Below are 22,309 nucleotides of genomic sequence, written 5' to 3' on the forward strand. Positions count from 1 at the left end.
CGGTGGTCAAGCCGTTTCGTCACGGGGCGGTGAGTGAGGTTGGGTGCACAAGGTTGGGTACACGGGGTTGTGCGCATAGGGGCGCAGTTACGGGTTGCTCCCCTATGACTCCCCTACTGTAAGCTACCCTTCAGCACCTGCCGGTGAGGTGCCCCCCACCCGAGGTGTCCCCGCTCGAGGTTTCTCCACCCAGCAGGGCGAGCGCGGCTTCGCGGGCGGCAAGCGCCTCCTCAGTCACGCGCGGGGTCACCGCTGCCAGGGCGCGCAGGCTCTTCGCCAGCACCGTGGATCCCTTCATCTTCGGCTCCAGGACGGCGGGAATCTCAACAGCCACACCGTACAGTTCGGCAAGCTCCACCGCCAGCTTCACGATGGAAGCGCCCTGCCTCACCTGCGGAACTAACGGAAGGATTTGGCGCACCGTCTGGAAGACAGACCACCCCGCCAAAGGGCTCAGCAAAGCGGCATCGTTCAACGTCTGCACCAGGCGATTCACCCCAAACCAGCCGCGCTCCAGAAGGTACCCAAGCTCGCTGGCAAAAAGGTGCGCATCCCAGTTGCCGCGGTCAATGAGGGAGGCAATCGTCTCCGCCGTCAACGCGCGACGCTCCGGGGCGTGCACCACAGAAGCCCACGCCAGGAAGTTATACGACGGCACGCCCAGAGCACGCTCAGCCGCACCGAGCGTCTGCAGAACCTCCTCAAAACCGTAAAGGCGAGAGAACTGATACACACTCAGCAATGGCTTATACTGCGCCGCCAGAAGGTCCGGGTTGTGGCGCATCGCCCAGGCGTACCAGCCACATACCAGGGCAACAGACGGCACCTCGGTATGTTCCAGGGAACGCCCCGGATACTCCGCGCAGGCACCAGCCACCGTGTACGCCGCCGCCGTGAACGTGCTCCGTTCCGTAGCGGGTTCCTCCCCCGGCACCTGCCACAGCTCATAGGTGGAATCATTCACCTCATACTCGCCGTGCAGAACCTTCGGAAACGCCTCACGGTACGACTTGAAACGAATCACCGTACGCTCAAAAGAGCGCTCCACCGCAGGCAACGGCTCAGCCAGCAGAGGCGCAAAACCCTGCCCAGCCGCGCCCTCGCTACTATAGGGCTGATCCCCGAACGCAACGCGAAGCTGCTCGTGGAATAGCGCCGTCGGCGACCGGTACGCCCAATATTCGCTACCCTTGCGCGGGTACCCCCTGAAGTAAAAATCAGAAGGCTGAAAACGCCCCACATGCTCCGCTACCGCCCCGGGGTCTGAGGCGTGCACATGCTGGACCAGCAGACGGTACGCCAGATACCGCAACTGGTCGCGACCGTCATGCCAGGCACGACTCAGGTAGCGGCGCAGATGCCCCTGAAAAGCAGGACTGAACTCAATGATTCGCCCCTCCTGATGCGCCCGGTGCAGGTAGGCCAGCAGCACCGGGATGCGGCAGACAGACTGCTCCCTCTCGTTGAGGTGGTAGAGGGTGAACAGTAGCTCCTCGCAGTCCCGGTCGTCGCGAATAGCATCACAGGTGGCTTCGGAGGCGCGCCCAGCCTGCGGCGTTGCTCTGAGAGCGGCGTTCAGCTCAGCAGCTGAGAGCCCAAGGGCGGGGACATCCGAGATCTGCACGCTATGGGGCGGCAGATCTGAGGCGGGCTGAATCGAACTGGGCTGCATCGAGCCGGGTTGACTGGGCACAGTGCCAGGGCACAGCTTCTGGGCGCGGTCCTTGAGCTCCAGAGGAAGAACCTCCACAGCATCCTACACGTATGCAGACACCTCACCGGCACGTTCCGGCACCGCCCGAACACTCAACTCAAGCACCTTCAAACCGGCGGTCATCAGCTTCTTCTCACGCCGGAACAGCAACTGCGCGGCGGCAGGTAGCGCCTCCACCACCAAGGCTTGAAGCTCATCAGCAGTCAGCGGCGCCTGACCGGCAGAAACAGAACCGCCAGACAGCACGCAGACCTGCAGAATACTCAGCAGCATCTGCGCACCCAAAGCAGCCGTAGTCGCCACCGGCGAAGCCAACAACGCCGGAATCAGCGTACCGTGCCGAGCATAGGATTGCGCCTGCTCCGCCAAAGCCTGCTTACGTTCAGCACCCCGCAGACCCTTCGGAACCGCCGTCAGCGCCTCAAAGGCACGCGAGAAAACGCGGGCGTTCTGCGGCGCATAATCACACAGCAACGCCTGAACGCACTCCTCCTCAATCCGGGCGCGATACTGCGGAAAATGCTCCGCCAAATACACCAGCAAATCATGACCGCAGATGGTCAGCTGAGCATCATAAATAAACCAGATTGCGAAACCATTCGAGGGCATGGCACCCTCCACGGTAAACAGCGCCCAGATCTTTTCCCAGTGCTCCGGATGCTCCCTCAAGAATTCAGCAATCGCCTCATCATCCATAGAACGCATGGAACGGCCCGGCACAATACGCCACAGAAACTCCTGCAGGTATTCGGCACTCCACGTCTTCTCAGCCACGCTGGGCTTCCTCAGAGCCTGACCCAAGCAGGGCGAGCGCGGCCTCGCGGGCGGCAAGCGCCTCCTCAGTCACGCGCGGGGTCACCGCGGCCAGGGCACGCAGGCTCTTCGCCAGCACCGTGGATCCCTTCATTTTCGGCTCCAGTTCGGCGGGAATCTCAACCGGCGTACCGTACAGTTCGGCAAGCTCCACCGCCAGGCGCACATAGTCGCCGCCCTTTGTCAGCCCACCAACCATCGGCAGGAGCAGACGCAGAACCTGCAGCACACGCCAACCCGCCAGAACGCCGATGCCCGACACCTCACGCAGAGTCGCCACCAGGCGATTCGCAAGGACCATCCCGTCCTCCAGAGCCCACTTCAGGGTCTCTGCGAAGGTTGACGCATCCAGCAGGCCCGCCTCAAAGAGCGCCGCAATGGCTTCAGCTGCCGCCAGACGGTACTCGGAGTTCTTCGCGCTCGCCACATAGCCGAGCAGAGTGCAAGTCGGAGCGCCCACCTGCACGGTGGAATCCCTCAGCGCGCGCATCAGCACGGGGACGGGGGTTATGGTCTTCTCCTCAACGCACTGCGAAGCGGCAAACAGGAAGTATGCAGAGAGCAGGTCCGGGTTGTTCTGAAGCAGCCAGGACGCCCACTCGGTGAGCACGATAATATAGTCGCCCCGCCACCCATCGACGCTATCGAGATTCAGTAGGTACACGAAGGGAATCAAGGCGGTGTTAAGAGCCTCATAGCTGATGGCCTCCTCGGGGCTCATGCCAGCGGTTGCACGGCTCAGCGCCTCGCGCGCCTCATCTGCGGTATCCACGATGTCGCCCTTGACCTGCCACATGGGCTGGTACTTCACGAATTCCTCAACGTTAAAGTTTTCGAAACCTGCCTCGCGGAGACGACCCGACCTGCTGGCCTCCTGGTATTCCCAGACTCGATCATTGTCGAGACCACGGTTGAATCCGCTCCAGGGCATATCCAGGCCAGAAACAGTGCGATAAGTCCAGTCACTGTAGGTCAGCTGACGGGCAGGTAGTGGTGCGCTCAGCAGACGCACCGTGCGACCTTCTGTGTGGTACTCTCCCCCGGCGGCGACGGCACGCATCTGCTCGCGGAAGATCTCATAGAGGTCACGGTAACCCTTCAACGGCTTGTAGTCAGCATTCCAGAGATGGTGTTTATTCTGAATAGTCAGACGAATCATCTCTTCCTTGCTCAGGAGCGCGTTACTCGGGCGAGCTCGTGCAACCATCTCACTACGGTCGGAATACTGCAGGAGCGGCGTCAGCTCGGATAGCTCCCAGGATTTGCATCCCATGGCCTCGGCGTTAGTATCCAACACGGCGCACAGCGCAGGCATACACGCGACGTTGTTGTAGTAATATTCGCTGGAAATCTTGCGCAGGGTACGAAGCTGCTGCTGATCCGCCGGTGCCAGCTTGTCGGTCGCCGCAAAGTGGTAAAGACGAGCCAGGTTCTCTCCCCTCGCAACGGGGAGTTCGGCCCCCACGATTTGACCGAGATGGGCGTTCGATTCCTCGATCAGCAGAGTGCAGAACTCTTCCACGTCCGTAATCGGGGTGAACGGCTCATGATTCATCGTGCCGGGCAACAGCACCGGCGGCACCTCTACGGAGGCGCCCGCCGCCTCCGCCTCTTCAGGCTGAGGCAGGCGGTCTTCGGGCAGGCAGGCTTCCGCGGCACCGCGCAGCTCCAGGGGCAGCACCTCGTAAGCTTCGAGGACGCGGTCAGCAACATAGTTGGCGAGCGCCACCTGCTCGGCGGTTTGCGTCTTCTTGCGCTTGGCTTTGCTCAAACCAGCGTATTGGGTGGCGATGAGCTTGAGCAGGCGCAGGGCGCCGCGCTGAATCTTCTTTTCGGTGCGGTAGAGGTTCGCGCCGAGTGCGTCGATGAGCTGTTCCAGGTCGAGCTGTTCGAGGGGCTGCAGGTCGGGGGTCTTCTGCAGGGCGGCGGGTGCGCAGGCTTTGAGCACGTTCTGCAGCATGGCCTGGGCGAATCCTACGGAGGCGCTGGGCTCTGCGGTGAGGACAGCCATGAGCTGCCCGAAGCGTGCCCGGTTTTCCGCGTCGGTGGGTTGCAGGTCGGTATAGACGGAGTGGAACGCAGCCGAGTTGAATGCGCTGAAATCGCTGGTCAGGCCGCGTAGCAGGGCGTCCAGAATCTCGTCGCGAATATCGAAGTGTTCGCCCATGAGGCGGCACAGTTCCGCGCTTTCGCCCATGTGGTTGCCGTAGCCCTTGAAGAGCACCCCCTCGGTGCGGAAGACCGCCCAGAATTCCTGGTCGAGCAGGGTCATGTCGCGGGTGAAGAAGGTCTTGAGCTGGGCGTGGTTGCTGGTGCTTCCCTTCTTCACGCAGGGCAGGGCTTCGTGCAGGAAAAGAACCAGGTATTCGGGGGCCTCGCAGCTCAGGTTGCGGGCGCGAAGCAGCGTGTAGCAGGTTTCCCAAATTTTCTTCGAGCGCGCCCAAGAGTTCGACAGGCCCTCAATAAAACGCAGAATCCACTCGTCGGGGCGTTCGGTGGCGCCGAGCAGGAACGCGTCAATCAGCTGCTGATCCGGGCGCCCCTCCCAGAGCAGGGTGCGCATGGCGCGGCCGGCGGAGCGGTGGTATTCCCAGGGGTCGCCGTTGGGGGTGCGCACGAGCGCCCCGGCAACGTAGGCGGCGAGCGGGGTGCGGTTAATATGGTCGCTACCGATCACGCTCCTGGGGGTGAGGGTTCGGGCGAGGGAGGCGCGTTCCTCCTCGGTGGTGCCGGTGATGACGGCGTGGTATTCCTGCACGTCAGTTGATTCTGCCGCAATGAGGGCTTTGAGGGCGGCGCGGCGCTCTTCAAGGGTGCGCCCGCTGGGGTTATGCGGCTGGGCGGTATCAGTCATTGGTACCTGCTTTCGGAGTTGATGGTGAATGGTTGTAACGAGTTGAACGGAAGCGTTGAACGGGTGCGGGCGGGACGGTTAGCCCTGCACCTGGTTGAGGATATTCCGGGCGTACCGCGCCTTCTGTGAAGAACCGGTCAGCGAACCCAACCAGGTAAGCAGCGGCTCATCCACGAGCTCCGCACGGGTGGCGGGGTCGAGAGTCGCCAACGCCTGGCTGAAAGCACCCAGCAGCTTACCGAGTGAGTTCGCCCCGGTATCCAGGTGCGGGATGAGGCGCGCGAAGAAGCGCACCGCCCGGCGTGCATCCAGCTGAGCGAAGTCGGTGAGGGCGAGCGCCCAACGGTTCAGCATCGCCAGCGGCACAAAGTTCACGAAACCGGTGGTGGCGTCCTCGAGGCTGAGCTGGTCATCCAGCACGCGATGCATGATCTCCACGGCAAGGGAGCGAATCTCGACGCGCTGCTCCGAGAAGCCCGCGGCAAACACGAACGCGCAGGCAGGACCCCACACGCCGGGGTGCGCCGCCAAAGCCAGGTAGAGTTCGCGGTCGAAGGCGGAGTGGTCCAAGATGTACCAGTTGCTACCGGCGCAATAGTACGCCAACGGTTCTGCCCGCGAGGGGTAGAGCAGGGCGTACTGTCCTTCTTCGTTGTGGTGGGCGGTGGCGAGACCGCGGAAAGCGTTCAGCTCGGGCGTAGAGGCGCCGTGCGCCACCCCGTTCAGCTGAAGGCCCCAGCTGGTTTCCCGCTGGGATACCGTGACGGATTCCAGGTAAGGGTTGATACGCCCGGTGGCGAGGGTGCCGTCGAGGGCGGAGCGGAGCACGCGAATCTGTGTAGGAGCAGAGCGCGGAGCGTCCTCCTGAGCGTTCTTCACGTATTGGTCTTCGAGGCTTCCAAGCAGGGTCAGCGCCTCAGCGCGGCGGCTCTGTGCGTCCTGCCGCTGCTCGTCGGTAGCGTACGGAGGCAACACTTCCGGCACGCGCACACGCAGTAGCGCCGCCGTGAAATCATGGCGCAGGATAGTGGCTCCATCAGCCAGGTTCTTGGCGTACCGGCGCACCAGGGTATCCGGATGCACCCACCCGCCAAACAGTTCGGAGGTGACAAGCGGGGTGTAGCTCTGCCTGCTCTGCAACACCCCGAGGGCATCCTTAAAGCTGGTGCTGAAGAACGCGGCGTGGCGGGAGTACATGGTGTGCAGGTTCGGCACCGTACCGGGGTCTTCCTTCGGGGTCATCTCCGACGCCTTCGGGCGCTCACTCAGCTTCCCGGCGGCGGCAAGAACCGTCAAATGCGCGCGCATATCGAACCATGTCAAACCCCAGTGGTTCAGCTTTTTCAGGCAGAGCGGAACAAGCTGTTCGAGCAGGTTCGGGCTCTGCGCGATACCTTCGACGCTGAGCAGGTAGGCGGTGAGCAGTTCCAACTCCAGCTCGCATCCGGCGTGCGTTTCGGGCTGGTCCGCTTCATTGAGCGTATCGGGGGTGGCGCAGGGCGCAACCTGATGGTGCAGGAGCGCACGGGCGCGTTCTTGCACGTCGGATGCGGTCACGGGGCGCACGGGAGTGTCCCAGTACCGGTGGATTACGGCGCGGGAGGCGGCGAGCGCCTCCGCGGCGGCGGCCTCAATGTCAGCAGCTTCAGTGAGGGCGGTGCTTGCCTCGCCGCTCCCCCGACCATTCCCCAGGCTATTCTTCAGGTCGTGCATTTCCTCAATAAGCGGCGAGCCCTCTTCCTGAATCTGCGCCACAACAAGCGGATCCAGCTGCGATCGGTAGTCGCGGTAGAGTTCGCGGGCACGCTCAGCGAACACAACAGCGTCGGCGCTCGCATTGTCTGCGGCGCCTGCCTGCACCCATTCTTCAAGGTGTTTGAGGGCGGCGGCCTGCACCTGCGCGTGGGCGTGGCTGAGCGCCATGACTACCGCATCTTCGCAGGCGGCAGCGTCGAGGGTGCCCTCCCGGTAGAGCGCCTGGAGCATGGTCAGGATTTTGAGCGTATTTGCTTTGGTTCCGGCGCACACGGCGGGTGCCGCGTGAGCGAAGGCGGTGGCGTCCAGCGCCTGCGGGTTTTTGGTCCAGAGGCGGTGAATATGCTGCACGCCGAGGGTCACGCTCGGGCCGATGGGCGAGGAGAAAAGCGTCAGAAATTCGCTCTGACGTGCCGCAATTTCTTCGGCGGTAAGTTTGAGTCCGGTGACCAGACGCGAGAACCAGCCGACCCGATACGCCGGAAAGTCGCTCATGAGGGAGCTCAGGAGCGCATCAATCAGGCGGTCACGGCTAATCAGCCCGGTTTCGCTGGCTTCGATGAGGGCGCAGGACCAGCCGGGGTTGTTGTCCTTCTGCCCGGGCTTGTAGGAGTCGCGCTGGGTGAGGGATACGTCCCGGTTGCCTTCGACGGCGAGCATGCCCCAGATGAGTTCTTCGCGGAGCTGTTCGTCCTCGCGCAGTAGCGGGAGGATCAGCTCGCGGTCGCAGTTAATGAGGGCGGTGTAGTATTCCTCGTCGTGTTCAAGGTGCGCGCCGTCGTAGAGTTCGGCAAGTCGCATGGAGGCGGCACCCGAGAACCAACCCGTCTGAATGTAGATTTTCACGCGGTCCTGGGTGACGGTTCCGGGCTTATTTTTGCCGACCTCGGAGCCGAACGGAGTGCTGATAATGTCGAAGTACTGCCAGCGGCGGTAAATCTGCTCGAGGGTACCGCCGACCGCCAGAATGTTGGCGAGGTTGCGGTTGAAGTGCATGATTCCGCTCCAGGTTTTCTGTTGCCTGCGGAGCGGGTGGATGACTTCACCGGGAAGCGGCTCGGTGATGACCCCTTCGGGGAAGGTGTGCGGTTCGGGTCGTGCGTTCATGATGGTCTTTCGGGTGGAAGCTGAGGCGAGCTTTTGGGGCGTCGTCTTTTAGTGCGGTGCGTGGTGTGTCTAGCCGGCGGCGTGTTCGCGGTAGAGAATACTGACCGCCAGCGCGTGCTTGCAGGGGCCGCGTGTACCGCGGTACTTCAACCACCAGGGGCAGGAGCAGAGGTATCCCTCCACGGCGTACGGGTCGGCGGGCAGCGTCACGGTGTACGTGTTCTCGCCGCTACGCACACTGTACTCACCGGTGCCGTGCTCGCCCGCCCCGACCCGCTCAATAGCGCCAGAGTCGGCAAGCTTTTTCGCACCGACCAGGCGCGGGTGCATGGCGGTCAGCGCCTCCGGATGCACGGGCAGCGGACGGTGGAAATACTCGCCGGCATGAGCGTCAAAACCAACCTGACCGGAGGATGCCAGCAGGGCGAGCGCGTCGCGGGTTGCCGCTTCGTCCAGGCCTGCGCGGGCAGACATGACGGGCACGTCAATGCGCGGCTCGAAGGAGAGCAACACGCTGAGCATGTCAGCATTCTGTGCGGTGTTCGGGTTAGACAGCGCCTGCAGCACGGACCCCTCACCGGAGAATCCGCGTGACTTTTCGGGGCTCAGACCAATGCTCAGGCGGGCGCCGGGCAGGTGCGCCACCCACACGCTGGGCACGGGCGCGTTACCGGCGGTCACGGGCTCACTGTACGCGTCCAGGCGCTGAATGTGGCGGATGAGCGGCTCAAGCACGCGCAGACGCTCGGGGCCCGCCACGCATACGGAACCGGCGGTGGCGCGGGTGGCAAGGCGCAGGGAGCGCACGGCGCGGGTCGCCCACAGGACCGCCTTGGTGCTGGAGTTGCGCGGCAGGGAGTGGATGAAGGTGCGGGCGGCGGCAGCGTCCAGGCTGTGCACGGGGCTCATGCGGGATGAGAGCATCTGCGTTTCTGCAAAGCCTTTGAGCCAACGGATCGGCAGCGGCACTTTCTCCTCCATGACGGAGCCGTCAAGGGTGGTGGTGAGCAGCCCGTCGTCGCCAACGTTCAGGTGGATGGGCTCCCCCGCCCGCAGGGAGGCGAGCGCGGCGCGCAGGGGCGGGTTGACGTCTACGTTGGTGACGCCTACGGCGCTGTGGCTGGCGTCGAGTGCGCTGGAGTCAACGTCGAGGCGTGCGTACACTCCGCAGCAGGCGCTGAACGATTCGAAGCGTAGGCCTTCGGCGGTGCTGGTGACGACGGGGTCTGCGGCGCGCAGGGCTCCGGCGAGGGAGCTGGGCGGCACGTAGAAGCGGGTGCGTGCCACCCTGGCGACGACCAGTAGTGCGGTGGCGTAGACGTCTGCTCGTTCGAGGAACCCGGAGAAGAAGTACGGGTGGGAGGCGGCACCTTCGGGGGTGCTGCCGCCGCTGGTGGCGAGGCTGAGCGCGCGGGAGTCGGCGCCGTCGATGAGGGCTGACGGGGCGGTGTACGTGTAGTCGAGGGTGTAGGCGCTCATGGCTTCTTTGCCTTTCGTATGTGGTGTATACGTCCTATCATGCCGTAAAGATTCGCGTCCCGCTACCGCTTTCGTCATTGCCGTTTGGTGCATAAAAAATCCCCGGCATTCTCGGTTGAGAAGTGCCGGGGAGAAGCTCTATTGGCTCACCCTCGGTGGGGTGGGCGTGGGCTCTGGTAGAGGCTGGCTAGACGACAATCTGGCCGTTGAAGCGCATTGCCAGGCCGTACAGGACCACTGCGATAACCCAGATGACGATCACGGTGACGGTCAGGCGGATCAGGTTCTTGGACGCCATACCGGATGAGTTCAGGGAGTTGGTCATACCGCCGCCGAACATGTCGGAGAGGCCGCCGCCCTGACCGCGGTTGAGCAGCACAAGCATCACTGCGATCACGCTGGTGATGGCGATGATGACCATGAGTACGTTCATGATGACGTCCATGGGGACCTTCCTTCGTTGTCTTCTGGTGGGGTGCCTGGGCTGCGGGGCGCAGACAGACGGGTTTAACTATACGCTACCGCCGCCATTCGGTCACGTTGAGGCGGCTTTTTATGCGGCGCGGTTGCTGCGGCGCTGGTATTCGCTGGGGGTCAGCTGCAGGGCTGCGGGGCGGTCGGTGAGCACGCGCTGGGCGGTGAGTTCGTCGCCTTCGGTGTCGTAGGCGCGCACGTATCCGCCGTCGATGAGGTAGTAGGTGAACTGCTGCGCGGCTGCCCAGTAGGCACCTCCTTCAGCGTAGAAGCCCTGGTCTACCCAGTCGCGCAGGGTGAGGGTCACGGGGATTTCCGGTGAGGAGGTGCGGCTGTAGAGTTGGTCGAGGAATGCTTCTCGGCGGCTCTCGAAGTACTGGTATTCGGGCGAGGGTTCCTGGTATTCTGCGCCGCCTGCGTAGCCGATGTTGCCGCCTTCGTTGCCGGGTAGGCGCGGGGCACTCACTTTGCGGTTGCGCAGGTAGCTGTAGAGGATCATGCCGACGAGGGCTGCGATGACCAGGGAGAATCCAAAGCTGAACATGCCGTTAAGTGTACGGGGCGAACCGCGGGGTTGGCGTATTCTGGGTGGGTTTTGCGGTTAGGGGCGAACGCGCCCGGCTCTTCTCCCCCGCCTCTTATGCCTGACTCCTACTCCCGGCTCATGCACCCACCTCTTACGCCCGCCGCTAGCTCGGTGGCGGTTAAATGGTTCAGCGCCCGGTCGGGTGGGTACCCGCCGGGCGCTGTAACGCTATGAGACGCTGTGGTGCGTCGGGGTTTTATGCGTCGAAGCGTGCGATTGCTGCGAATTCGTCAGCCTGCAGGGATGCGCCGCCGACGAGCACGCCGTCCACGTCTTCCTTGCCCATGATGGAGGGTGCGGAGGAGGACTTGACGGAGCCGCCGTAGAGAACGCGGACCTTCTCTGCAACGTCTGCGGAGTAGAGCTTAGCGATTTCTGCGCGGATTGCTGCGGACATTTCCTGCGCGTCGTCTGCGGTTGCGACCTTGCCGGTGCCGATTGCCCAGACGGGCTCGTATGCGATGACGAGGGTTTCTGCCTGCTCTGCGGTCAGACCTGCGATGGAGCCGCGCAGCTGCTCGAGGGTGTACTCGACGTGGGTGCCTGCTTCGCGGATTTCGAGGGGCTCACCGACGCAGAGGACGGGGGTCAGGCCGTGCTTGTATGCTGCCTGAACCTTTGCTGCGCACAGCTCGTCGCTTTCGTGGTGGTAGGTGCGGCGCTCGGAGTGGCCGACGAGCACGAAGGTTGCGCCGAGCTTGGAGAGGAATGCGCCGGAGATTTCGCCGGTGTATGCGCCGGAGTCGTGGACGGAGAGGTCCTGGCCGCCGTAGAGGATGTCCAGCTTGTCGCCTTCGACGAGGGTCTGCACGGAGCGGATGTCGGTGAAGGGCGGGAAGACGGCTACTTCGGTTGCGGAGAAGTTGAAGTTTGCGTCGTCGAGGGTCCATGCGAGCTTCTGGACGAGGGTGACTGCCTCTGCGTGGTTGAGGTTCATCTTCCAGTTGCCTGCGATGAGGGGCTTACGCGACATAGTTCGCTCCTTAGCTTTCCCGCGCGGTATGCCGGGCGGGGTTGTTGTTCGGAATTTTCCTTTTCTATTTTAGAGGGTTGGCGGCATATTTTCACTGGTTCGGCGCGGTTTTATGCTGTGCCTTGACTATTCTCACCCCGCGTTCGCTGATTGCGTGGAGCCCCGGATACGAAGTACCGGCAGGGTGGAGCTTAGGGGGCTCTACCCTGCCGGTATTCTGCCGGTGGTGTTTGTCTGCGGTGTGTTAGAAACGGCTTCGGAAGAGGGACGCTTCAATGCAGAAGAAGGCAATCGTCAGAATAATCACAAGAAGCGCGGTAGCGCGCGCACTTATGGCGAGGGAACGACCCCAAGGCAGTTTTCGGGTAGCAATCTTCTCAACGATGAGTGCCGCAAGAGCACAGTAGGTGAAGCAGACGCACAGCAAAACAACAAACGAAATAATCAGAGTAGTCGTTGCTACCGAGGAAGATTCCCAATATGCGTAGTACATCCAGAGGTAGGGAATGTTTGCGATGAAGTAAGCCGTGAATCCGCCGGTGGGGAGGCAGATAAGCGAGTAGAGGCCCATGCGCTTGGGTTCTGCGGGGGCGGGTGCTACCGCCTCGGCAGCAGCTGCGGAGGCGGTGTCTGCTAGAGCCGGGTCATGCTCGGGGCTCTGGAGGGCGGTTGTGGCAGGTGCCGCAGTGGCTTCTACCGCGATGCTTTCAGCAATACTGCCCTGCGCGGTATAGCCTTGCGAAGCATTACTCTGCGCAGTATTCTCCGGCAAGGGGCTGCCCTGCGCGGGTGTGCCGGGGTTCTGGGGCGACTGTTCCATATGTCTCCTAGGGTGGTTGGTGTGGTGTGGTTATCGGTGATGTCGTGCGGCTACCGGGAAGGTGGGTTCTTATACCTCTAGCCCTTCGAGGGAGAATCCCGGGGGGTACAGTGGCGTGGCGTCCTTATCGTCTTCCACCAGCACCCAGCGGCCGCGCAGGTGCTCTGCACAGAGGAACGCATACTCTTCCTCACCGGTCTTCAAGAACTTATCGATGGGTAACTTCTCCCCCGTTTGGGGCACATAGAAGACAGCTTCATCACGAATACGTCGCCTTGCCTGGTATCTCAATATCTGCCGACCATTCTTACTGCGGTCATTAATACCGGCGGTGGTAACCTGCAGGCGGTACACGTCCTGATTAGCAATAAGCCAGCCGCGATTTTCCCGGTACAGCCGAAGAAGCTCGGGTGAAATGATCTCTTCGGGGTTGATCACTTCAGAGAGCGGTTTGGTATCTCCGGTGTAGTAGAAATAGTTCAGGGCGGCATAAAAGTACGCCTGAAAAATATAGAAACCACCGCGGTTATACTCATTCATTCCCGGCTGCAGAACGGGGTACGGCACATTCTGAGCGGCGTGCTCTTCGGTGGCGGGCACGTACCTTCCGCTGCGTTCGTAGGCGGTGTACACCATAAACCCCGCTGCGCTTCCACGGTCTACGTAACCAGCATCAAACTTCTCATCAGGTTCTAGAGCGATTAGTGCCCTATCCCATTTAAGAAGACGCACTTCTTGCTTTTCCTCATTGGTGGCAAGGATACCGGCCTGTCGACCAACGAAGAGAGCACCGAGGGTGCCTGCGCCTGCTATTGCGAGGGCACGACGAGAAAAACGGGGCTTCCGTGGTTCCTGCTGATGAACGAGTAGCCGACCAGAAGATGCCGGCGGAGCTTCCGGGGAGGAATTCTGCTGGGTGTTCATCTCTTGTTCCTTGCGTTGGGGCTCCATTGTTATGCCTCCTTTTCAGGGATGAAGTGGATATCCCATCCGGGATTGAGGAAACGCGAGCGCAGGGTGCCGTGGATTGCTCCGTCGCGGAGGAGTCCGCGCGTGTCGAATTCGGCGATGGGCTGTAGCTGCCCGGTGTCTTTCCGGAAAACTTTTGCTTCGGGAAGGATGTCGAATTTGACGTTCCAGTCGAAGATTTTTTGTTCTTCGTTATGGATGCGCGGTTGTGCTTCGAGAATGTGCATGGTCAAGATTTGTTGGTTGGGGGTGATGACCCACCCTTTTCCGTCGTCAAAGATATCTTGGATGGCGGGGAAGAATAGTTCTTCGGCGGTCATTGCATATTCGAGGCGACGCGAATCGGATGCCAAAAGCATATAGTTTTGGCATTGATAATAGTAGATATTATAGAATTCCAAATCAGCGGACGTTAGAAATTTAGTAAACGTGTAGGTGTAGTCTGGCGGCGGCGCAGAATATGCAGGGTGCTGCTGGTCTGCCGGGGTATAAATTCCAATCATGTCAGTATTGACAAGATGGTATGCTCCCTTATAGTCTTCTTGGTTGAAGAATTTTTTAGTCCACTCCGGGTCGATAGTCATTTCCTCTCCTTCCTAAAACGTATTTCCCCGAAGGGCTTCTCGTAACGCACGATTGTAATAAGTAGTCTTAGAAGTATTTCTACCGGTATATAGCCCAGTTCCTTCTTCTACTCCTTGCACTTCTTGTTGCGCGCTGTACGCCTGTGCATCGATATCAACGCCTTCATCATCACCGTAGCCACTAGCAACATAACGCTGAGTAGCATCGACATAAATATTCATACCGTGAGAATCCATGCCCCCCCTAGCTTTATCACTTTCGACGACATGTACACGATTAGCGGGCTCGCCGTATTGCTTTCCAGGTGTTAGGCCAGGAACCACGTCATTCTCGTTCACAACAGCCACATAGTTAAAGTGATGGTCAAGATCATCTCGTTGTCCCTCAAGATTGCTGGTCGGTGCACCATAGGTTACAACATTAGATACCTTATATTTACTATTAAATTCCTTATTATTAGCAAGTGAATACGCCACGGCACCGCCCTGAGAGTGACCAACCATTACTACTCGGTCTACGTCTTGTAGCTTAGCATCCTTCATTGCCTTTTCCACCATTCGGTGGTAGGGCGACAGATCATCAACAGGTTTATCAGAGGTATTACCAGCCAGACCAAGATTATTTCCTATAGAGCCAATCTCACCATCTTTCATCGAAAGATCAAAATCAGTGCCGGGAATATAAACATATGCTACCTTCTCATTCGAACCATCAGGCTTCTTCCCGTCATAAACGTCAATTTGAACGGCTGAGTACCCTGCGTTTCCTTGCGATTTCTCCATGTCTTTAACATGTTGATTGTCATTAACTGAATTCATGCGTTGCGCCACTTGATGAATATTTTGCGGAGGAACAGGAGGAATATCCCCACTATGCCCATGCTGCCGCTGAACATTCAAATCCTCAATCTTTGGATCTTTATTAAAGTAATTATATATTCCAAAGGGGGAAAGTGGTGAATAATCAATTATCCCCATTATAAACAACAGTATTTGGGCACCAGGACTATACTTTATCTCGTTAATAATCTCGGATGTATCATGATTTTTCTTCTCTGTTTTTCGAACCTGATAGTCCCTAAATTCCTGCACTGACATCGGGCGCAAACCCCACGGGTCAGCTAGGGAAATAGGGTTCCAGCCCGCAAAAGAGTTCGTATCCATACCGTGCACAATACCCGGCACCGAGCTCAAAGCATCGGTGGACACGAAACGGCGCACGCCAGCATCAGCCACACGGAAACCCATGAAATCAAGACCAGCAATATTGACAGAAGAAGCCGCCGGACCAGCACTAACCACGCCAAGACCAGGAACAGTAGGAACAGCAGCTACATCGCTTTCCCACGGGTTAGAAGACATAGACCAGCCCAAGCCATAGCCCAGTTCCTCTTCAGAAGAGATATTCTCCAGCACAGAACCTGCACTCATCCCGCCCGCGCCCAGCACCATAGGTACGGATGAGACAGCATCCCATACCAAAGGCATAGACGAACCGGGGGCATCCACCGTGGTGCTAGTATGCACGGAGGCAAGCTCACCAGTCATGTCATGGTGCAATGACCATTCTTCACCATCCTGGCGAATAGCGTTCACCTGCCCCATGTTGCCCCACCCAAGGGTACGCTCACGATGCTGTCCAGTCAGCTCATCCGTAGTCACCTCACGGACGCGCTCACCGGCAGCGTTATAGAAATACTCAGTTCGAGAACGATTCTGGACAGTACCATCGGCACCATACTGCACCTCAGAAACAGCGCTGAGAAGGCCAATTGAATTGTGGCTGAAGGCGCGTTCCAGCAGCAGGGCGTTATCTCCCTGCTCACAATTGCGCTTATACAATGCCTCGGCGACCATCATGCCGTTTTCGTAGGTCCAAGTTCGTTCCTGAATACCATCAGATACAGAGATAAGAGCACCAGAAGCATCATAACGATACTTCATAGTGCGCGCCTCAGAGTTATTTTCTGCATCTTCAAGAGTGCAGACAGCAACCCGAGAAGAAGTATCACGTTCCACATGAGCAGCAAACGTACTGACAGGTGCAGTCCCAGTTCCCAACTCACGGGTACCGGTACGCTCTACCTTGTAGCCCACGGGAACATTCTTAACAGGATTGAGTTTCCACACGGCGCGAGTGTCTTCTGTACTCATCGAGGTCAAAGCACCACATGAAGCATGGGTAAATTCCATCTCCCTGGTGCGAGCAAAAACGTCCTTAGACTGAGTATGGCGCACTCGACCCGCACCATCACGCATCCAGCGCACTGAGCCGTACGGGTTGCTACTCATTACCAGAACACCATCTGCATCGTAGGTATAGTTCAGCGTATATTCACCACGCTGCTTAAACGCTTGCAAGGCATGGAGAGTACGCTGGTTCACGTCTGGGGCGCGAAGAATACCCGTGATGTGATCAGCAATAGACACCGTGCTTGAGATACGCTTCATGCTCATATCACCATGGGGTACGCGAGTACGGCTCAGCAACCTGCCAGATGCAGAGTACTCATAGATGTGCTCTGCCTTTGCATCATTGACCGAAACCTTCAACGTGCCCTGCTGCGAGCCACGTCCACTCATCAAGGAATATTCAAAAGTTCCCTGAACTTCACCATCAACCGTGACTGAGCGGAGTACACCGCCACGAGCGTAATCGTACTCAAACGAACGGATACGTTCGCCGTCATTCATCGTCAGAAGACGACCTGCAGCATCGTAGGAGAAAGTACGTACGAGAGAGTCTGCCGCACTTTCAACCGTAAAACTTGTACCCGAGCGTTCTTCACGCAGAAGGCGTCCTGCCGCGTCCCATTCGTAGCTCGTTACGATACCCGCAGGCGTAATCCAGCGCAGAGGACGTGCGAGGGCATCATATTCACAGCGGGAGGTGCCGCCCAAAGCGTCTTCAACGTTTACAAGGCGACCTGCCGCATCGTATGAGAAAGAACGGGTACCTTCAACGCTATCTTCAATACGTGCAATAAGTCCACGTGAAGTGTAGCTGTAGCAGGTAACCTTTTCCCCCGTATCTTCTTTAATGCGTCGGCCAGCAGCATCGTAGGTGTACTGCACAAGACGCGACGGGGCAGTTGAAGCATCTGCAGAATCCCTAATGGTCTTCTCCAACAGGCGACCTGCAGCATCATAGGTAAAGATAGTTTCCAGGTAACCTTCGTCAGTATCGAGCTCACTCGTCTTCTTGAGAACCTTCTGACTGATACAACGACCTGTAGCATCATATTCAAAGATGGTCTCTCGACCAGCTGCGCTAACGCTACGACTCATGAGCCCCTGAGAATCATACTCGAAGCTAACTACCGCTCCATTTGCAGAGATAATCTGAGCAACCTGGCTCTGAGCGTTATACCCAGCCTGTGCAGAACCATCAGAGGAAGAGCTGAGAAGGACGGAGGCGTCCGGAATATTCAACTTAGGAACGGGCACGCCAAAGAGAGCCGCCATATCTTGACGGTTCTCAAACATCGTAATAACAGACGGAAGATGAGCAGCAGTAAGGGCGCTATCGCCTCGCGATACGTTATTGTGGGAACCCAAAATAGTGGGAACACGAAGTTCCGGCTGCGCCAAGCTCCACGACGCCCAAGGACCTGCAGGACGCTCAGAAGACTGCTTACCTGCTGAAGCAAGCCCTGCAAGAGAAGAATCAGAGTGCAAGGAGCCAGCAGGGCCCAGACCCGGCACCATAGTCATCAGAGAATTTGATGCAGAGACAACTCGTCCCAGGGCGTCGGTTACAGCGGCGTAGTTACCAGGCGCGTCCTCAACTCGCATTGAATACTCACCGTGAGCGCGCGAGTGGGTAATGCTCAAAGCTACACCAGTAGCGTCCACAATACGGCTCAGATCGCCAGTTAGAGAATATTCGTACTCGGTACGAGCCCCGCAGGGGTCAATGATAGCGACGAGCTGCGAGAGTTCGTCGTATTCATAATGAGTCTGGGCTCCTGCGGCGTCAGTCATGGAGATAACGTTGCCCCAGGTGTCGCGTTCGACACTGGTTCGGTTACCCATGGGATCAATCACAGCGCTTAGGTGACCAGCTGAGTATTCAAAAGTAGTGATGTTACCTTCAGGGTCGGTCAGCGCTGTCAAGTGCTGCTCGGAGGTCGGCGTAGCGTTCTGAGCTGCTTCTGCATAAGACAAACCCCAACGAGCACCCATTGCGTCGACCACCGTGCTGAGTCGCCCACTCGCATCCCACTCAAAATACTGGGTATTGCCGAGAGGATCAGTTACTGAGCTCAGGTTACCAGCAGCATCATACGAATACTGCGTTTGCGCACCACTAGAGTCCGTGGAGCTCAGAAGCTGTCCACGGTCATTGTAGGTAAAGTGCTGTTTGAATCCTGATTCATCAGTGACGGCGGTGCAATGACCGGCGTTGTCCCATTCAAGATAAGTTGTATTGCCTCCGTTACGGGTAATAGTCAGGGGATTAGGGTCCAGGGGGTTCTGGGAGTAGGTATAGCGTGTTTCGGTGAGGGTGCCTGCACGCCGATTCTTATTCATAATTCGGTGGGCAATCATACGGTCGTACTCATCCCACGTATAACGGTGGACTGCACCTTCCGGAGTATTTTCCGAGACAAGGCGAGCACGTTCATCGTAGCTACGATGCGTCACGGATCCGTCACGCTCGCAGATATAGGTACGGTAACCGTAGGAGTTGTATCGCATGGACTGGCGGCTTCCGTCACCAGCCACGAGGGAAACAAGCTGACCGTGTTCATTTGAGCGCCAAATATTAGCGTGCTCACCAGTTCCGGAATCTTCAATCACGGTCATTAGACCGTGCTCATAGCGGTAACTGATATTTCGACCGTGCTCAGTTCTCTGGGCTACGATGCGACCGTCAGCGTCATAGCTATTCTCAACCTCGCAATATCCCGTTTCATTCCAGACACGGTGGATGAGGTTTTCTTCCGTCTGCTCATAACGGCGGGTGCCATCAGGTCGCTGAACTTCGCAAAGCACGCCAGCAGAATTGTAAATATAGCGCACATCGTTCAGCTGGCTTTCGACCTGCGCTGATGAATGTTCTTCAGAGGAGCCTTCATTGAAGTTGACAAGAGATGCAGCAGATACAAAATCCTGTGCGTCATAGCTGAAAATAATGCCCTGCGCGCTAAGAGGCTGAATCAAAGCACTCAGTCGCTGAGCTACGAATTCCCCATCGGCATTAGCCTTTGGGCCACGGTTGTAAAGAGCAACTACAGCTGAGCTGGGGTGCCCCTCCATGTAAGCAACCAATTCACCCGAAGGAGCATAGAAATAACGGCTACCAGAATGGTTAGTAACAGACCAGTAGTAGGTGGGTTCAGGCGATTCTGCTACGTCAAAAGATGACGACAGTAGACGATGGGCAGATTTGACCGCGTTACTCACCACAGAGTAGAGGGCGCGACAAAGGGCCTCTTGTCCTTCGGTATTTTCTTCGAAGGGCGCAGAGACTGAATCCACATTATACGTAGGTGCCACGTCTAGAGCCGACTCGGATACCTTCTCCAGCCAGTAGGGGGCGTTGGGAGTTCGTGCATACCCGCTAGCCGAGGTCGTATCACGTTCAAAGACGAGTTCACGACCGTCGGCAGTGTGCCATGAGATGCTGTCAGATTTTTGCTCAAGTCGGCTATCCAGCATGCTTGACCAGCCCTTACCAAAAGCACCGTGAGGGGTATTCGGGAGGGCGGCGAGAACACTGTTGTAGGTGCGTTCAAGACGTAGTACCGAGTTCACGCGTGAGCGAAGGTCAACTTCACTTTCAATGAAGTTACCGGTTGCAACGTTGACGGGGTCATTTGCATAGCCGGATGAGATATTTACACCGGTAATGCTAGCGCCAGGAACCTGCAGTAGGTGATGCATGGGAATATCATCATGCATCAGCTCATTCAGAAGGTTCATGTCGAGGCTAATTTGAGCCTTCGCCCCAGGCCCTGAAAGATCGGCATGATGCTTCGCTGATGTATTGGTTAGGTTGCCATGAGTTGCAACATCAAGCATTACCTGAGCAACTTTTCCTAGCCAGGTAGCATCTTCATGCACATCTTCAACCCAGGTGTGCAACGCAGCAATTAAAGAATCAGCGTTAAAAGTTCCCCATGAAGTATTCGAACGGAACTGAGCATAGGTGGACGCTACGCGAAGCTGCACCTGGTCAAGTTCAGCATTCATAGAAAGAGTGACCTGACGATGCTGATACGCATTGTGCGGCACGATAGAAACCGTAGATCCACCAGAAGCAAGCGCAATCTGGGTATTCAAACGTTGAGTACCCTGAGCAGAGGAATTTTCCTCCGCCAAACGACCAAGAGTGCTCTGAGAGGCTCCTGAAGATACAGAATTTCCCTGCCCTCCGGTGAGGGGATCAGCTACAGGTCGTGGTGTGTAGACCTCAAAATGCGGGGGGTGGGAAGGCATAGGACGAGGAGGGATTTCCAACTTAGAATCTGGGTTATCTTCACCTGTTTGTTCATACCAGGGACCGCTATGCTTACTATGAATCGCGTGCTGCTTACGTTTGTTGAGCTTCTCCCATTCAGTAATCTCTCGGCGAATACGCTCTTCCTCGCGGGCAGCTTTAATATAAGTCTCCATATTACGAGCTGCGTTGCTAAAGCATTCCTTAAACTCTCGCAACAGCGCAAATGACGAAGCAAGCTTTGCCCTATACACCCGTGCATAGCCACCGGTGAAACCTTCCAGAGCGAGCTGAGCGGCACCACAAGTACCATCGGCGCCATAGCGTGCAGGGAGCTGATGCTCGATTACTTGAGTTAGATGCGTCAAATGTGTTTTGAGAGCCTCGGCGCTCTCAAAGTCAAAAGGAACAGCTTCAGTATTAGCGTGGACGTTATCCATATATTTACTTCCGGAAGTTGATGTGACAGTGAACGAGCATCCTCGCTCACATTCGTTGCATGTGTGTTCCCTCTCGGTGACAGTGAGAATCACACACCCTTCAAGGTAACACACGCACACTCTGCGCACGAACTCAGCAGGACGGATTCCGCTTCCCGTTGCTTCCGCCTCCCACAGCCAACCGCAAGGAACCCACCCGGAAAGTCCAGCAAGAAACCCCCGCCAGTACAGTACCGAAAGTGAACTGCGCCCCGAAACTTGGACGCTTTAAATACTAGCCGTTACGCGGCCTCCTGCAGGGCCTGATCCCGGTACTCTACCGGGGTCAGGCCCCTAAGCTTCACCTGGCGCCTTACCGTATTCCAATGCATGATATAGGCGTCAAGGTCAGCTTTGAAACTCTCAAAGGTCTGCCAGTCTTGGCCGCGAAAAAACTCGTCCTTGAGGTGTCCGAAAACTTGCTCGGTGGCACCATTATCAATGCAGTTGCCTTTGCGTGACATACTCTGGATAAAACCGTTCTCGGCAAGCGTGCTGATGTAAATCTCGTGCTGATACTGCCACCCCATATCCGAATGCAAAATCGGCTTAGCTCCCTCGGGTTTGGCATCCACGAGTACCTGAAGCATCTCTTGCTGCTGGACGAGGTTGGGGCACCTCGAGATGGAGTGGGCAACAATCTCCTTGCTGGCAAAGTCATAAACCGGAGCGAGATAGGCCTTACCGAAGGAGAGCTTAAACTCGGTAACATCGGTACCCAACTTCTGCCAAGGACCAGTCGCCGTGAAGTTGCGACCGATGATGTTGGCGAAACTTTGCCCCACAGACCCCTTGTAGGAGTTGTACCTGCGGTAGGCCCTCTCACGGCGTATACCGCAGCGCAGCCCCATCTGACGCATCATCTTCAAGACCGTCTTATCGGCGATACGCACCCCTTCCTCAGCGCGCAGGCACATGGCCACCTGCCTGTGACCGCACCCGTTGGGCGTTCGCGAAAAGATCTGGGCGACCTTGGGACGTAGCTGTACTCTGGTTGGCTGCTGGGGGTGAGCCAGTGCGTAGTAGTAGCTCGACCTGGCAAGGCCTGCCACCTCGAGGAGGTCGTACAGCTTATGTCCATGCCCTGAAAGCTCGGCGACCACTAGGGCTTTGTCCCGGTTTGGGAGCGCTTCTGCGCCTTCAGGGCAATCGATTTTTTTAGGTACGCCACCTGCGCCTCAAGCTTGCGCACACGCTCGGCAAGTTCCTCCTCACGCGTTGGTGGCACCGCCCGTACCGACCCCTTCGGCCTGCCCT

At 58.1% G+C, this 22,309-nt stretch carries 13 protein-coding genes; all 13 read right to left on the minus strand.

Annotated features, from left to right (window positions below; translation table 11 throughout):
* Positions 1-130 precede the first annotated feature (130 nt).
* The 13 genes from RWL87_RS03850 to RWL87_RS03910 all read right to left on the minus strand — a co-directional run bounded on the left by RWL87_RS03850 (position 131) and on the right by RWL87_RS03910 (position 22,155).
* Positions 131-1,750: a DUF6493 family protein gene (locus RWL87_RS03850; RefSeq protein WP_313968973.1), complete on the minus strand. Its 1,620-nt coding sequence runs from the start codon at positions 1,748-1,750 to the stop codon at positions 131-133.
* 6 nt (positions 1,751-1,756) lie between these two features.
* A complete protein-coding gene (locus tag RWL87_RS03855; RefSeq protein ID WP_313968974.1) occupies positions 1,757-2,488 on the minus strand; it encodes a hypothetical protein in 732 nt (243 codons plus the stop codon).
* The gene (locus tag RWL87_RS03860) at positions 2,481-5,381 is read right to left on the minus strand and encodes an endonuclease (protein WP_313968975.1); all 2,901 of its coding nucleotides are present in this window, start codon (positions 5,379-5,381) and stop codon (positions 2,481-2,483) included. Before RWL87_RS03860 ends, RWL87_RS03855 begins: the two co-directional genes overlap by 8 nt.
* 78 nt (positions 5,382-5,459) lie before the next feature.
* Positions 5,460-8,243 carry a DUF6493 family protein gene (locus RWL87_RS03865; protein WP_313968976.1) on the minus strand — a complete coding sequence of 928 codons (2,784 nt, stop codon included), beginning with the start codon at positions 8,241-8,243 and terminating at the stop codon, positions 5,460-5,462.
* A 69-nt stretch (positions 8,244-8,312) separates the two neighbouring features.
* Positions 8,313-9,722, minus strand: coding sequence for an SWIM zinc finger family protein (locus RWL87_RS03870; RefSeq protein WP_311449214.1), 1,410 nt, complete (start codon positions 9,720-9,722; stop codon positions 8,313-8,315).
* A gap of 187 nt (positions 9,723-9,909) precedes the next feature.
* Positions 9,910-10,167, minus strand: a complete 258-nt coding sequence (secG, locus tag RWL87_RS03875) for a preprotein translocase subunit SecG (RefSeq protein WP_005506130.1) — start codon at positions 10,165-10,167, stop codon at positions 9,910-9,912.
* 108 nt (positions 10,168-10,275) lie between these two features.
* Positions 10,276-10,740 (minus strand): hypothetical protein, encoded by a 465-nt coding sequence (locus RWL87_RS03880; protein WP_049345374.1) that lies wholly within the window; start codon positions 10,738-10,740, stop codon positions 10,276-10,278.
* Between the two features lie 238 nt (positions 10,741-10,978).
* Positions 10,979-11,755, minus strand: a complete 777-nt coding sequence (gene tpiA, locus RWL87_RS03885) for a triose-phosphate isomerase (RefSeq protein ID WP_005509126.1) — start codon at positions 11,753-11,755, stop codon at positions 10,979-10,981.
* A gap of 244 nt (positions 11,756-11,999) precedes the next feature.
* The gene (locus RWL87_RS03890; RefSeq protein ID WP_313968977.1) at positions 12,000-12,575 is read right to left on the minus strand and encodes a histidyl-tRNA synthetase; all 576 of its coding nucleotides are present in this window, start codon (positions 12,573-12,575) and stop codon (positions 12,000-12,002) included.
* A 69-nt stretch (positions 12,576-12,644) separates the two neighbouring features.
* Positions 12,645-13,499, minus strand: a complete 855-nt coding sequence (locus RWL87_RS03895; RefSeq protein WP_313968978.1) for a DUF6318 family protein — start codon at positions 13,497-13,499, stop codon at positions 12,645-12,647.
* Between the two features lie 29 nt (positions 13,500-13,528).
* Positions 13,529-14,128, minus strand: coding sequence for a DUF6318 family protein (locus RWL87_RS03900; RefSeq protein WP_313968979.1), 600 nt, complete (start codon positions 14,126-14,128; stop codon positions 13,529-13,531).
* 12 nt (positions 14,129-14,140) lie between these two features.
* Positions 14,141-21,013 (minus strand): DUF6531 domain-containing protein, encoded by a 6,873-nt coding sequence (locus RWL87_RS03905; protein ID WP_313968980.1) that lies wholly within the window; start codon positions 21,011-21,013, stop codon positions 14,141-14,143.
* 281 nt (positions 21,014-21,294) lie between these two features.
* Positions 21,295-22,155, minus strand: coding sequence for an IS3 family transposase (locus RWL87_RS03910; protein ID WP_313968981.1), 861 nt, complete (start codon positions 22,153-22,155; stop codon positions 21,295-21,297).
* Between the last annotated feature and the right edge of the window lie 154 nt (positions 22,156-22,309).

The sequence above is a fragment of the uncultured Rothia sp. genome, from assembly GCF_963555405.1.
Classification (GTDB): Bacteria; Actinomycetota; Actinomycetes; order Actinomycetales; family Micrococcaceae; genus Rothia.

What these genes read in the sequence shown, in the direction of transcription:
- RWL87_RS03880 (WP_049345374.1), bottom strand. Translation starts at nt 10,740, where the DNA reads ATGTTCAGCTTTGGATTCTCCCTGGTCATCGCAGCCCTCGTCGGCATG.
- RWL87_RS03890 (WP_313968977.1), bottom strand. Translation starts at nt 12,575, where the DNA reads ATGGAACAGTCGCCCCAGAACCCCGGCACACCCGCGCAGGGCAGCCCC.
- RWL87_RS03900 (WP_313968979.1), bottom strand. Translation starts at nt 14,128, where the DNA reads ATGACTATCGACCCGGAGTGGACTAAAAAATTCTTCAACCAAGAAGAC.
- RWL87_RS03860 (WP_313968975.1), bottom strand. Translation starts at nt 5,381, where the DNA reads ATGACTGATACCGCCCAGCCGCATAACCCCAGCGGGCGCACCCTTGAA.
- tpiA (WP_005509126.1), bottom strand. Translation starts at nt 11,755, where the DNA reads ATGTCGCGTAAGCCCCTCATCGCAGGCAACTGGAAGATGAACCTCAAC.
- RWL87_RS03865 (WP_313968976.1), bottom strand. Translation starts at nt 8,243, where the DNA reads ATGAACGCACGACCCGAACCGCACACCTTCCCCGAAGGGGTCATCACC.
- RWL87_RS03895 (WP_313968978.1), bottom strand. Translation starts at nt 13,499, where the DNA reads ATGAACACCCAGCAGAATTCCTCCCCGGAAGCTCCGCCGGCATCTTCT.
- RWL87_RS03905 (WP_313968980.1), bottom strand. Translation starts at nt 21,013, where the DNA reads ATGGATAACGTCCACGCTAATACTGAAGCTGTTCCTTTTGACTTTGAG.
- RWL87_RS03870 (WP_311449214.1), bottom strand. Translation starts at nt 9,722, where the DNA reads ATGAGCGCCTACACCCTCGACTACACGTACACCGCCCCGTCAGCCCTC.
- secG (WP_005506130.1), bottom strand. Translation starts at nt 10,167, where the DNA reads ATGGACGTCATCATGAACGTACTCATGGTCATCATCGCCATCACCAGC.